The sequence below is a fragment of the Bacillus horti genome (assembly GCF_030813115.1).
GTDB lineage: Bacteria > Bacillota > Bacilli > Caldalkalibacillales > JCM-10596 > Bacillus_CH > Bacillus_CH horti.
Window position 1 is genome coordinate 140,084 of the sequence record NZ_JAUSTY010000009.1, and the last position, 13,199, is coordinate 153,282.

General features: G+C 40.5%; 11 protein-coding genes. All 11 read left to right on the forward strand.

Going from position 1 to position 13,199, the window contains the following annotated elements; translation table 11 throughout:
• The first annotated feature begins 139 nt into the window (after window positions 1–139).
• Window positions 140–1,330: a pyridoxal phosphate-dependent aminotransferase gene (locus J2S11_RS12210; RefSeq protein WP_307394911.1), complete on the forward strand. Its 1,191-nt coding sequence runs from the start codon at window positions 140–142 to the stop codon at window positions 1,328–1,330.
• A 125-nt stretch (window positions 1,331–1,455) separates the two neighbouring features.
• Entirely contained in the window at window positions 1,456–2,694 is a 1,239-nt protein-coding gene (locus tag J2S11_RS12215; RefSeq protein ID WP_307394914.1) for a 2,3-diketo-5-methylthiopentyl-1-phosphate enolase, read from the forward strand.
• Window positions 2,695–2,697: 3 nt separating this feature from the next.
• Window positions 2,698–3,978 carry a 2-hydroxy-3-keto-5-methylthiopentenyl-1-phosphate phosphatase gene (locus J2S11_RS22400; RefSeq protein ID WP_307394916.1) on the forward strand — a complete coding sequence of 427 codons (1,281 nt, stop codon included), beginning with the start codon at window positions 2,698–2,700 and terminating at the stop codon, window positions 3,976–3,978.
• Between the two features lie 83 nt (window positions 3,979–4,061).
• A complete protein-coding gene (locus J2S11_RS12225; RefSeq protein WP_307394918.1) occupies window positions 4,062–4,601 on the forward strand; it encodes a 1,2-dihydroxy-3-keto-5-methylthiopentene dioxygenase in 540 nt (179 codons plus the stop codon).
• Between the two features lie 326 nt (window positions 4,602–4,927).
• Window positions 4,928–5,083: a hypothetical protein gene (locus J2S11_RS12230; protein ID WP_307394920.1), complete on the forward strand. Its 156-nt coding sequence runs from the start codon at window positions 4,928–4,930 to the stop codon at window positions 5,081–5,083.
• A 308-nt stretch (window positions 5,084–5,391) separates the two neighbouring features.
• A complete protein-coding gene (locus tag J2S11_RS12235; protein ID WP_307394921.1) occupies window positions 5,392–5,532 on the forward strand; it encodes a hypothetical protein in 141 nt (46 codons plus the stop codon).
• Between the two features lie 283 nt (window positions 5,533–5,815).
• Window positions 5,816–9,004, forward strand: a complete 3,189-nt coding sequence (locus J2S11_RS12240; RefSeq protein WP_307394923.1) for a GNAT family N-acetyltransferase — start codon at window positions 5,816–5,818, stop codon at window positions 9,002–9,004.
• Between the two features lie 93 nt (window positions 9,005–9,097).
• The gene (locus J2S11_RS12245; protein WP_307394924.1) at window positions 9,098–9,952 is read left to right on the forward strand and encodes an amidohydrolase family protein; all 855 of its coding nucleotides are present in this window, start codon (window positions 9,098–9,100) and stop codon (window positions 9,950–9,952) included.
• A gap of 183 nt (window positions 9,953–10,135) precedes the next feature.
• A complete protein-coding gene (locus tag J2S11_RS12250; protein ID WP_307394974.1) occupies window positions 10,136–10,501 on the forward strand; it encodes a DUF423 domain-containing protein in 366 nt (121 codons plus the stop codon).
• Window positions 10,502–10,763: 262 nt separating this feature from the next.
• Window positions 10,764–11,975 carry a M20 family metallopeptidase gene (locus tag J2S11_RS12255; protein WP_307394926.1) on the forward strand — a complete coding sequence of 404 codons (1,212 nt, stop codon included), beginning with the start codon at window positions 10,764–10,766 and terminating at the stop codon, window positions 11,973–11,975.
• A 188-nt stretch (window positions 11,976–12,163) separates the two neighbouring features.
• On the forward strand, window positions 12,164–13,195 hold the full coding sequence (locus tag J2S11_RS12260; RefSeq protein ID WP_307394928.1) for a threonine aldolase family protein: 1,032 nt from the start codon (window positions 12,164–12,166) through the stop codon (window positions 13,193–13,195).
• The last annotated feature ends 4 nt before the right edge of the window (window positions 13,196–13,199 follow it).

Here is a 13,199-nt window from a genome sequence, read left to right on the forward strand (position 1 = left end):
ATTTACTTGTATTTTGTAAAACATCATACATGGAGACTAGGTTATCTGTCAATGAATTTTTTAAAAATTATTCCTTTTTCATTTTCTGCTTTACATTTCTCTCAAAATGACTATAGTTGAAAAGTAAAGAGGTGAGCAAATGAGGAAGAGCTTTCAAATTCAACCAGCAAAGCGTATGGATGCTTTGCCTACACAATTCTTTGCTAGCCTAGTAGCAAAGGTGCAGAACAAAGTCAATCAAGGGTGTGATGTGATTAATTTAGGGCAGGGTAATCCGGATCTGCCAACCCCTTCACATATAGTAAATGCGTTACAGGAAGCAGCAGAAAATCCGCTATACCACAAGTATTCCCCCTTTCAAGGCTATCCATTTTTGAAGGAGGCTATTGCTGAATTTTACCGTAGAGAATATCAGGTCGATATTGATCCTGAAACGGAGGTAGCCATATTATTTGGTGGGAAATCTGGATTAATTGAGGTTAGTCAGTGTTTATTAAATCCAGGAGATTCGTGTCTGGTTCCAGATCCAGGCTATCCGGATTATTGGTCGGGAATAGCACTAGCTGAGGCCAAGATGTCTTACATGCCACTTCGACCTGAAAATCAGTTTTTACCAGATTATAAGGAAATCGGGCAGGAGGCTCTGGATGAAGCTAAGCTTATGTTCTTGAATTATCCGAATAATCCAACGGCATCCGTAGCGACAGCAGATTTTTTCCGTGAAACGGTGGACCTAGCCTATGATCATTCGATTGCTGTTGTGCATGACTTTGCTTATGGAGCGATTGGCTTTGATGGGAAGAAGCCCATTAGCTTTTTGCAGACTCCTGGAGCGAAAGAAGTGGGTATAGAAATTTACACATTATCTAAAACCTACAATATGGCCGGTTGGCGTGTGGGCTTTGCCCTAGGAAATAAAGAGATGATCCGTTTAATTAATCTGCTACAGGATCATCAATTTGTCAGTTTGTTTGGAGGAATTCAGGCAGCTGCTGCAACGGCCCTGTTAGACTCTCAGGGCTGTGTAGAACAGCTGGTCCAAACGTACGAAAACAGGCGCAATTCCTTTTTTGCACAACTAGATCAGATGGGCTGGAAGGCAACTCCTTCAGAGGGCTCCTTTTTCGCTTGGTTACCTGTTCCTACTGGATTTACGTCAGCCAGCTTTGCCGATCTGCTTTTGGAGGAGGCTCATATTGTAGTTGCACCGGGAATTGGCTTTGGTCAGCAGGGTGATGCCTTTGTTCGGGTAGGCCTATTGACCGATGAGGATCGAGCAAGAGAAGCGATAAAAAGGGTTGAACAATTAGGAATCTTTCATGTAACATGAGAATTAATTTCTTTGATGTGAGGCTATGAATTCTTTTTACATTGTCATAGAGTAAATCACCTATGGATTTTATCTAGAAACGTGAATTTAATTTACGGTTTTTTGTTAATGTGGGAGGGGAATTGATGAGTACAGAGCTAGTGGTTGCTACGTATCTAGTCTTCGATGCCAAGGGAGATTTTGAGAAAAAAGCAGAGAAAATAGCGATTGGTTTGACGGTAGGCTCTTGGACTGACCTACCACAGGCACAAAAGGAGCAGATGAAAAAGCATTTAGGGCGTGTAATTTCTGTGGAGGAGGTAAAGGACGGATCAGCACAGGAAAGATCAGCTGTCATTCGCATCGGATATCCAACCCTTAATTTCAGCCATGATATTCCCGCTCTTTTAGTTACTGTGTTCGGTAAGCTATCCATGGACGGAAAAATAAAGCTACTTGATTTGGATTTTCCGGAGTCCTTTATTAACGCTTTTTCTGGTCCAAAGTTTGGTATTGATGGTGTTCGTGAGCTGCTTGGAGTGTATGATCGTCCATTACTGATGAGTATATTTAAGTCCTGTATCGGTCAGGATCTACAGAGTTTAGAGGAGCAATTCTATCAGCAGGCATTAGGTGGAGTAGATATGATTAAGGATGATGAAATTCTGTTTGAAAATCCTTTAACTCCATTTGAAAAAAGGCTTGAGGTTGGACTGAAGGCTGCCCAAAGAGCAAAGGAGCAAACAGGACAACAAGTTTTATATGCTATAAATCTGACTGGACCAACGACAGAGTTACTAGATAAGGCAATAAATGCTACAAAACAAGGAGCTACGGCCTTACTATTTAATGTTTTGGCGTATGGCTATGATGCACTGCAACGTATAACGGAGCATCCGGAGGTTCGCATTCCTGTGATGGCCCATCCAGCGTTAGCTGGAACGATTTATCCTGCTACCCATCATGGAATTGCAGCCTCCTTGCTTTTAGGTAAGCTGATGCGTCTTGCTGGAGCCGATTTTGTTCTGTTCCCATCACCGTATGGCTCTGTAGCTATGGAGAGAGGAGATACGCTGGCTATTGCAGACACGCTTCGAAAAGAATGGAAGTCTGAAAGAGGTAAGCTAAAGGCTAGCTTTCCTGTTCCTTCAGCAGGGATTCATCCGGGGATAACCCCTTTGTTACATGAGGATTTTGGTCTACAAAGTGTGATGAATGCAGGTGGTGGAATTCATGGACATCCAGGTGGAGCAAGTGCGGGAGGGCAGGCGTTTCGCCAAGCTATATCGATCTTACAAACAAGCTCTAGCTTTGAGCAGGAATACGTCAAGCATACAGAGCTGAAAAGCGCGATTGATATGTGGGGCTTAGTAGGGAGGAAATAGGACATGCATAGAAAACCAGTGATCTTCTGTGACTTTGACGGAACGATAACGCTACGAGATAACATCATTGCCATCATGAAGCATTTTTCACCGCTTGGCTGGGAGGAGATCAAGGATCAAATTTTAGATCAGGATATTTCCATCAGAGAGGGAGTAGGGAAGCTCTTTTCTTTGCTACCTAGCTCAGCTCGCAAGGAAGTTACTGAATTTGCTTTACAGCAAGCCGAGATTAGGCCGGGCTTTGAAATGTTTTTAACAATATTGAAGCAGGACGAAATCCCATTCTACATTGTCTCGGGTGGAATAGATTTTTTTGTGGATCCGATTTTAGAGCCTTTTAACTTAGAACAGGCACATGTTTTTCGTAACGAAAGTGATTTCTCGAAGGAGTTTATTCAAATTCTTTGGCCACATCCTTGTACAGAGGATTGTGATGTGGATTGTGGACTTTGTAAAACGAGCATTATTAACTCTTATTCCAAAAAGAATGATTTCCGAATCATGATTGGAGATAGTGTTACGGATCTTGCAGCGGCTAAGCTTGCTGATCTTGTATTTGCTAGGGGCTATTTACTTGAAAAATGTAAGGAGCTTGGTTTAAGATATCACGCCTATGATACGTTTGACGATATTCTTCAGGTTTTGAAAACGAGGCCTTGGGAGTATCAGCAGCTATGGGAGGAATTAACAGAAGCGAAGGAGCTTTTTGCCCGTAGAGATTGGTTCCCTGGTACTAGTGGAAATTTATCTGTAAGGACAAAGTGTGATCCCTTGCAATTTCTAGTTACGGCTAGTGGCAAGGATAAGTCAAAGACGACAAATGAGGATTTTTTACTAGTGAATGATCAATCTCAGTCTTGCTATGTAACAGATTTGAAGCCTTCAGCAGAGACCTCCATTCATGAGGCGATTTATTCTAAGCTTGGAGCAGGATCTGTATTACACGTGCATACGATTTATAATAATCTTATTTCAGATCTTTATTTTGAACAAAATGGTGTTGAATTCCAGCATATTGAATTAATAAAAGCATTTAATCTTTGGGATGAGGATGCCGAGATTAAAGTGCCGATTGTGCATAATTATGCAAATATACCAAAGCTGACTGAGGAAGTTTTAAGCGTACTAGATGTGCGCGTGCCGGGTGTTTTAATTCGTAATCATGGTATTTATGCTTGGGGGAAAAGTATCTTTGAAGCGAAAAAGCATCTTGAGGCGTTTGAATTCCTTTTTGAACTAAGGTATAAGAGGTTGGTTATTTCGCAAGTGAAAAGCTTAATTTAACCTAAAATAGATAATCAAGTGAGGCAGTACATGAATCACAACAGTGGTTCATATTATTATATAAACAGTGGGAGGGCTGCCATATGGCAACAATTTTTATACGTAATGAAGAAAGAAGAATTGAGAACCAAGAGCAGGTTGCTTCATTTTTAGCAGATCAGGGTGTTCTTTATGAGCATTGGGATACAACGAAGCTACCTAAGGAACTACAAGGAAAATGCTCCCTGACAGATGAAGAAAAGAGTCAGACGCTTGAGGTGTATGACGAAGAAATTCGCTCCTTGGCCGAACGTAACGGTTATCAAAATTGGGATGTTGTAGCATTATCCGAATCTACTCCTAATCTTGAAGATCTATTAAAAAAGTTTGAACAGGTGCATACACATACGGAGGATGAGGTTCGTGCTATCACAGCCGGACACGGTATCTTTATCATAAAAGGGGCAGAGGATACAGGCTATTTTGACGTAGAGCTAGAGGCGGGAGATGTGATTTCTGTTCCTGTTAACACTCCCCATTTCTTTACCTTGATGGATGATCGTCAGGTAGTTGCTGTAAGATTATTTATTGAGACAGAAGGCTGGGTAGCACATCCGTTTGAGGATCCTGAGTTTCAAAAATAAAAACTGGAGAATTAAGAAGATGTTACTCTCTCTTTTACACAATGTCATGTGGGGAAGAGAGTTTTTTTGTTAAAATACATTTTTAACGTATAAATATACGTATTTAAAAGAATATAGGGAAATTTGACTATATTTAAAATACCCCCTTTACAAGGCAAAAAATCATCTGCTATAATGACAAAGGAATCGTTGCTAAATGATTCCAATCAAGTTAGTGAACGAAGATATTAGCACTTTTAGTGAGAAAAAGGCAAGAGAGCTAGTATTAATTTTGTATCACTTGCATACAATTTATAAGACAAAATAAAGAAAAGGAGGTTTGTGACATGATGATGGGAACTGGATTTACAGGCTTTGAAATGACAATTACGGGTGTAGCAACAGCTATGGGGGCACGTAATGGCTCCATGACTAGCCCATATACAATATTAAATAGTCCATCTCATGGACACAGCCTACTTTGTAATTGGAGAAAGTGCTGAGCAATTTAGCTACTTCTAGAAGCTAGAGTTGTTCTTACGAAACGTAGTCTACGCTTATTTGTTATTGCCTATTGATTAAATAGCTATAGCATGAGGGTAGAATTACTTTACAGTTATATCTCCGTATACACAGACCACAGCTGTGCCATGATAGGCATACCTGTGGTTTTTTGGTTTTTCCTTGTGTATAAGTGCTTATTGTACTTTACTATATGCGGGACCATCCATAGGATGGTCTTTTTTCTTTCACCAGAGCTTGGTGATGAAGCAAGATTTTCAAATATTAACATTGGAAAGGGGGGATGAACATGATACTGAATATTTTTTCTATCAGCATAGAGATTAAGATTAAAAAACAACCCAAAGATGCTATTGTCCATTATGAAGAGCTACAGGATCCACTTGAGCAAGCTAAGCTTATGTTTTATTACAACACTATGAATAGGTAGTAAGTTAGTCTATCAGAGAAAGATTGTAAAGAAAATTGGTTGGAAATACTGAGGAGGAGATAAAGATGAGAATTTACGGGAAGCTGAGAATGTTTGCATGGAAGGTTAAAGCGATAGAAGACACCTGAAGGGGTTAGTGTCCAAGGTAAATGAGCCAATGAAGCGCTTAAGAAGAGAAGCTTATGTGGTACTAATGAGTTTTTGTTAAAACAATAATCTATTTGTCCCTCTTCACCCTGCTGCTGTTGGGTGAAGAGGTTTACATAGAAGGGAGTAGGAAGAAATGAAAGAGCAGGGCCATTTAAAAGATAATGAACCACCCATTCAACAAAATGAGATTAGAGTTATAGAATATACTCCAGAGTTAGCTGACGCCGTAGCTGATATGTGGAATCATAGCCGAGAAGGATGGGGCGGTCATTCCTCTATTATGACCGGAGAGCAGGTTCGTCAAAGGGAAGAGCAGTCTGGAAACAAAGCTCTATTTCTAGCTTTAGACGAGGATAAAGTAGTAGGGTATTGTGGTTTAAGTGAGTACAAGGAGGACGAGGGTGCTTTATATATTCCTCTGCTTAACGTTCGCACGGATTATCATGGTAAAAAAATTGGTAAGCTCCTTGTCTTAGAAGCGATAAAGCGCACTGTTGAGCTAGGATGGCCAAGGCTCGATTTGTATACATGGGCAGGAAATACAAAAGCTGTTCCATTATATAAAAAGTGCGGCTTCTTCTGGGAGGAGCGTGACGATTCTACACATTTGATGAACTTTATTCCAGCTGTCCTTCAGTCTGAGCTGGTAAAGGAATATTTTGAAGATGTTGATTGGTATTCTGCTTCTACACGAGCTATCGAGGTTAAGCCTGATGGACGTAAAGAAAACGGCTTTGATTTCTACACGTATGAATGGGAGCAGCAAGGCAAAAGACTGGTTATGGAATTTGAGCGTAAAGGAAGAGGACTAAGAAAAATTGAAACAGAAGATTATGTGATTTCTGCTAGCTTAAAGCAGGCCGAAGTCATAACTGGCTGTGCCTATCAGGTGGAATATCACGTTGTGAATAAAACAGAGCAGTCCTTGGAAATTAAAATTGAGGGATCTACTCATCGTAACATTCAATTCTCTTTTTCTGCTTATCATCAGGTGGAGAAGGAGAAAAATATAACGGGTGATTTTTTTGTAGGACCAATGGCAGAAGAACAAAGTGTATGGCGTACACATCCAGGAGTGCAAGCAGATATTTGGATTAACGGTAAAAAAGCTACGTTTACGTTAGGGGTCACACCAAAGCTTCCAGCAAAGATTAACATTGTGCAGCCTAACGAACAATCCTTTGTCGGTCAATCTGCTCAATTTTATGTTGATATAGAAAATAACATGGAGAACCCGATTTCACTTATGTTTGATTGGCCAGAGGAAAGCTGGATTAGCTTTAAAAATCAGAAATGTGACGCTCAAATTGAACCCAAAGAAAAGTGTTCGATTCCTGTATCCTATACTTTATTGAAGCATGGGTTCTATCAAAAGAATTTAAGTGTGAGCATAAAATTTAATAATGGTCAGCAGCTTGAGTATTCCAAGCTAATAGGTATTGGATTCTTAGGTAAAGGAGCTTTACATTATGGTGAAAGTGAGGAGAATTGGCATCTCTTTAATGGATTGTATGAGGTTAAGCTCTCAAAATTTGACAATAGTATAATGCCTCGAAAAGCTACTATGAAAGGCTCGCCAGCGTTTTGGAAAGCGCCACAGCTTGGCAAGCCATATTCATTAGAGCTTTCTAAAAAACGCCCAACAGTTGTACATTTTGGTCAGGAATTAGGTGCTGTGAGCTTACATGCATTGTATCACCCTTCGGACTTCCCCACAGTGGAGCTTGAAAGAATTGTTATGCTTTACTCTGATGGGTGTGTGGAACATAAATATAAGCTTCGAAACCTGTCTACTGGGGAACTGCCTCAGCAAATTTTGTTAGCGGATTCTGTCGTGTATGATCTAAGTGAAAGCCGGATTCCCTATGAAAACGGCTACCTTCAGTTGAGTACAGCAGACGGTGAGGAGTATAGTGATTGGAACGCTGGAAAGGTCAAGGAGAACTGGTTTTATTCCCAAGGCAATAAAGGGTCCCGTGGTTTATGCTGGTCACCTAAGTATAAGCTATCCTTTATTTCATGGTATATGTCCTTAGAATATGAGGTCGGTTCTTTACAGGGGAATGAGGAGGTTCAGCTTGACCCAACCTTTATTTGCCTTGACACGTATCGGTCAGCAGAGGAGTTTCAGACTTTTGCCACGTCTTATTATGGTGGCATCTCTACAGACGATGAAGAGGGAAGTGCTGCTAAACATGAAGTGCTGGAGAGTGTGGAAGTTGTTATAAATGGGAACAACCCTATTATGAAGGATACAGGGGACGTTGAGATTGTTTGGCGTAAGCAATCAGCGTTAGAAGGTCAGTTTACGATGCGATCTAAATATGGATCATCTGAACAGATGCTATCTTCAGTCTTAGCAGGTAACCGTTCGAAATTGGGTGAGCTTTATACGAACAAAAGCAATTCTATTGCTTTTGATATTTTAACTAGTACTGTTCAAACTCCAAGCTATATAAGAGATCTATCGTCCCTTATTTTGTACCCTGCTTCCCTTCCTGTAGAGCAGTACAAGGTGAACGAGCAAAACAAAGATGTTCTAGTTGTCCAGAATGGAAGAATTCAATTTAAAGTTGCACCTACCTTTTATCCAGGAATTTATTCACTACAAAGTATGGAGCAGGGAGAAGAAACAGAATGGCTACAGACCGCATTTCCACAAGCTAAACCAAAGTCTTGGTGGAATCCTTGGGGCGGTGGGATCTCCTCAAGAGCTAGTAAATTAAGTTCACGTTCATTACTTAAAGAAAAATGTGAAGGTGACTTTGTTTCCTTGTGTGATCAGTATGGAAATGAATGGCAGGGAATAAAGGTCCGTGTTGAAGTGACTGAAAATGAGTCTTTTAAGGGACTATCCTGGAATCAATATTTTGTAACTTTACCTGGATTGCCTTTAGTCTGTCATGTTATAGAAATTGAACAGCACACCAAGAGCTATTGGAATCAGGTTGATTGGCTAATGAATACCTCAATCAATAAAGGTAGTGCTCAGCCTTTAGTAGTAAGTATGGGGGAAGGCTTAGAGGAGAATGCGTTTAAACTTGGTGCGGTAGAAGTAGAAGTTGCTACTCAAAAAAGCTTGCTCTTTACAGAAGCACAAACGTCATCCAAGCTACAGCTGATTACTCCTGACACAAAGAGGAATGAGTACTTATATAATAATCAGGATGTAACGGAGGTTATGACCTTCCATCATATACATGGAGCTTCGGGAAATAGTATTGTTCTTCCTCCTGCTTTTTATCTGTTTACAGGTGAGCGTATAGCAGATGCAGCGTTAAAAAGTCTAAAAGGATTGCGTTTCCAGCCGAACGAGGTATAAGATATTAAGTGGATAAAGTGTGGAAAAGACAGGTCAGAATTTGTTCTGACCTGTTATTGCTTAGGGAAAAGTATAAAGAGAGGGTGTCTAATAATGAAAATCATAGATGCACATATGCACTTTTCAAATATAGAAGAGTTTAAACGTACAGCCAAAGAACTGTCCTTTGTAGATTATTCCTATCAAGGCATTATCGATGAATACAAAGATAATGGCGTCGTACTGGGTATTGGGATGGGAGTTACGGAAAAGGAAAAAGGAGGTTTTCCTGATGCGAATGCTGAAAATCCAATGGGGATGGATTTAGCCTCCGAGCTACCAGCTAATATTGTATATTGTGCGGGGGTTAATCCGTATCATTTAGATCAATCTGCTCTAGAGAGACTGGAGATTGAGATACAAAAGCCATATGTTGTTGGGATGAAAATTTACTTAGGCTACTACCCTTTTTACGCTTATGATGACGTATACCAACCCGTTTATGAGCTAGCTAAAAAATATGGGCTGCCTGTTGTGTTCCATACAGGAGATACATACTCAGAGCGTGGACTATTAAAATATTCGCATCCATTAACACTGGACGAAGTGGCGGTTCAGCACAGAGAGGTTAACTTTATGATGGCTCATTTTGGTGACCCGTGGATGCTGGATGGTGCCGAAGTGGTATACAAAAACAGAAATATGTATGCTGATCTTTCCGGATTAATTGTAGGGGATAAGAAAGATGTACTGAAGATGAATGATGAAAGATTTCAGCATATGCGTCATGCATTAGCATACTGTAATCGATATGAAAGGCTTCTGTTTGGAACGGATTGGCCACTTGTACAGGTTGGCCCATATATTGATTTTATCAAAGAGATGATTCCAGAGGAGTACCATGAGCAGGTATTTTTTAAGACAGCCTTAAAGCTGTTTCCAAAGGCTGCAGCGTTTTTACAGGATTAGAAAATGATGAATAGGAAAAGCTTATCCCTACATCGTTCAAAAAGTTGTCATGGGGTTGCTAATTGAGAAGTGTATAATTAGATAAATAACAGTTGGTTATCTAAATTCAGTATTGATTTTTAAAACTAATTATCGGTAAAGGGAAATGGTAAGGTCTCTTTATAAAGGAGGACAGTAAGGATGATAAAGCTTTTTGTTATTCTAGGTAGTATAAATGCGCTTTTAGCTGTAGCTTTTGGTGCTTTTGGTTCACATGGTCTAAAAGGGAAGCTTTCAGCGGACATGCTAAGTATCTATGAGACTGGTGTACAGTATCATATGTACCATGCTATAGGGCTAGTATTAATTGGTATTTTAGCTCAGTGGGCGGTTCCAAGTACTCTTCATTGGGCAGGCTGGCTCATGTTCTTTGGAATTATCTTTTTCTCCGGTAGCTTATATATTTTGAGTATTACAGGAGTAAAAATTTTAGGAGCGATTACTCCAATCGGTGGAGTGCTATTTCTAATTAGCTGGGTGCTTGTTGCAATTGCTGCAATTAAAGCATAAGGTTTAGGGGTGATGGTAAGGGTGCGTGTCAAAAAGAAAATGGTATAAGCATCAATTTCGAGGGTTTTCTCGTCTTTGAACTGTCTCTATGGTTGTAAGCTGATAGGACGGTCTAAGGGAGGACAGCCCTTTTTATTCCTTTATTTCTGCTTATTGTATATTCTTAACTATTTGAATTTAATGATAAAGCAATCTCCAAAACATGATATAATATTTAGAAATACGAATCTTTTTGATTACTTATCTTGAGGAGGTTGTGACCATGTTAGATCAGCTTTATTCTCGCTTGGAAGAAATTTATCCTGAAATGGTGGATTTTCGTAGAGATTTGCACATGTACCCTGAATTATCTTTTACAGAGGTGGACACACCAAATAAAATTGCAAGTTATTTAACAGCGCTTGGCTTAGAGGTTAAAACAGGAGTAGGTGGGCGTGGAGTCGTTGGTTATCTTAAGGGAGGCAAGCCTGGTAAAACGGTTGCTTTACGTGCAGATTTTGATGCTTTACCTATTCAGGATGAAAAGGATGTTCCCTATAAATCAAAGGTTCCAGGAGTTATGCACGCCTGTGGTCATGATATTCATACCGCTGCCTTATTAGGGGTGGCAAAGGTATTAAGTGAGCATAGAGAATCAATTGAAGGAAATGTAGTGTTTATCCATCAATTTGCTGAGGAGCTTGCTCCAGGGGGAGCGAAGCCAATGATAGAGGATGGCTGTCTTGAAGGGGTAGATGTAATCTATGGTGCACACGTATGGTCTGCCTGCCCTGTGGGAGAAGTAGAGGTAAAAGAGGGCTTTACGATGGCGGCCTCAGATGCTTTTGATATAGATATTCAAGGTAAGGGTGGACATGGAGCAACCCCTCATTTAACAGTTGATTCTATTGTTGTCGCTAGTCAACTTGTTTTAAACATCCAGCAAATTGTTAGCAGAAAAGTGGACCCGCTAAAGCCGGCAGTTGTTACAGTAGGGTCGCTTAATAGTGGGATTGCATTTAATGTTATTCCTGATAAGGCTAAGCTGACTGGAACGGTAAGAACATTTGATGATGATGTACGTGACCTAATTGAAAAGGAGCTTGAGCACATTACAAAGAAGACCTGTGAGCAAGCGGGGGCATCCGCTGATTTCACTTACAAGCGTGGATATCCAGCTGTGTGGAATCATCCAGAGGAAACGGATCGTGTTGAGCGACTAGCACAGTCTATCGTTGGAGAGAAGAATGTACGACGTAGAACGGCGATTATGGGTGGAGAAGATTTTGCTTACTATTTGCAGCATGTTCCAGGAACCTTCTTCTTTGTTGGGGGAGGTAATGCTGAAATTGACGCTGTTTATCCGCATCATCACCCCATGTTTAATGTGGATGAGAAATCAATGCTTGTTACGGGGAAGTGCTTTTTAGCTAGTGTATTCGATTATCTTGCTAGTACTAATACGATAAGTGAACAGGCTGTCATTGAAAGATAATGATAGATAAGCTTTACTTTGCGTTTCGATAGAACAAGGGTAAGAGTAGGTACAAGACTTGAATAGGTCGGAGTAAGCAAAGGAATTTCTTATTTTATAGAAATTCCTTTGTTGTGATAGAACTGTATTTCCTATAAAAGCTATAGATAGACTTATAAAGACAAGAAGAAAAGGATAGGTGGAGAAAGATGGTAGATTTGCGGAGTGATACGGTAACAAAGCCCACGAAACAGATGAGAGATGCAATGTATCACGCGGAGGTGGGAGACGACGTTTATGGTGAGGACCCCACAGTTAATCAATTAGAGGTGCTGGCGGCCGAGGTATTGGGGAAAGAAGCGGCTCTTTTTGTCACGAGTGGAACTCAAGGAAATCAAATTGCCGTATTGACTTACACCCGTCCTAGTGAAGAGATTATCTTAGAGGCTGATTCACATCTCTTTTATTATGAGGGTGGTGCTGTATCAGGGTTGGCGGGAGTTCAGACCAGAACATTACATGGGAAGAAAGGTCAGATTCCTATTCACGAGCTTGAAGCGGCTATCCGTGGTGTGGATATTCATGTTCCTAAAACATCACTCATTTGTTTGGAAAACACACATAACCGAGGAGGAGGAGTTGTTCTACCTCTTTCCTATATGGAACTAGTAGGTGATGTGAGCAAAAGATATGGGATTCCTGTTCATATGGATGGTGCGAGGCTTTGGAATGCTGCAGTAGCTTTAGGTGTTGAGGTGAGTGAGCTAACAAAGCACACGGACAGTGTACAGGTATGCTTGTCAAAAGGATTATGTGCTCCTATGGGGTCCATTCTGGCAGGACCAAAGGATTTTATAGATGAGGCAAGGTATTGGAGAAAACGCTTAGGTGGTGGGATGCGACAAGCTGGTTTAATGGCAGCGCCGGGAATCATTGCTATAACTGAAATGGTTCAAAGGTTAGAGGAAGATCATAACCGAGCAAAAAGTCTAGCTAAAAAGCTTACTGAGGTAGAAGGGTTTACGATCCAGCTTGCGGAGGTTGAGACCAATATTATTTTAGTAGATACGAAACAGTCTGGTCTAACAGCTGCAGAGGTTCTAAGTATTTTAAAGGATAAATATCAAATTCTGGCTAACTCATTTGGTCCATACACGGTAAGACTGATGACCCATCGAGAAATAGAAGAAGAACATGTGTTAAAGACAATTGAAGCTTTTAAAGGTATTAGGGCTACTTAGTAAG

Excerpts from the sequence above, each read along its gene's own strand:
- J2S11_RS12210 (WP_307394911.1), top strand. The coding sequence starts at position 140 with ATGAGGAAGAGCTTTCAAATTCAACCAGCAAAGCGTATGGATGCTTTG.
- J2S11_RS12215 (WP_307394914.1), top strand. The coding sequence starts at position 1,456 with ATGAGTACAGAGCTAGTGGTTGCTACGTATCTAGTCTTCGATGCCAAG.
- J2S11_RS22400 (WP_307394916.1), top strand. The coding sequence starts at position 2,698 with ATGCATAGAAAACCAGTGATCTTCTGTGACTTTGACGGAACGATAACG.
- J2S11_RS12225 (WP_307394918.1), top strand. The coding sequence starts at position 4,062 with ATGGCAACAATTTTTATACGTAATGAAGAAAGAAGAATTGAGAACCAA.
- J2S11_RS12230 (WP_307394920.1), top strand. The coding sequence starts at position 4,928 with ATGATGATGGGAACTGGATTTACAGGCTTTGAAATGACAATTACGGGT.
- J2S11_RS12235 (WP_307394921.1), top strand. The coding sequence starts at position 5,392 with ATGATACTGAATATTTTTTCTATCAGCATAGAGATTAAGATTAAAAAA.
- J2S11_RS12240 (WP_307394923.1), top strand. The coding sequence starts at position 5,816 with ATGAAAGAGCAGGGCCATTTAAAAGATAATGAACCACCCATTCAACAA.
- J2S11_RS12245 (WP_307394924.1), top strand. The coding sequence starts at position 9,098 with ATGAAAATCATAGATGCACATATGCACTTTTCAAATATAGAAGAGTTT.
- J2S11_RS12255 (WP_307394926.1), top strand. The coding sequence starts at position 10,764 with ATGTTAGATCAGCTTTATTCTCGCTTGGAAGAAATTTATCCTGAAATG.
- J2S11_RS12260 (WP_307394928.1), top strand. The coding sequence starts at position 12,164 with ATGGTAGATTTGCGGAGTGATACGGTAACAAAGCCCACGAAACAGATG.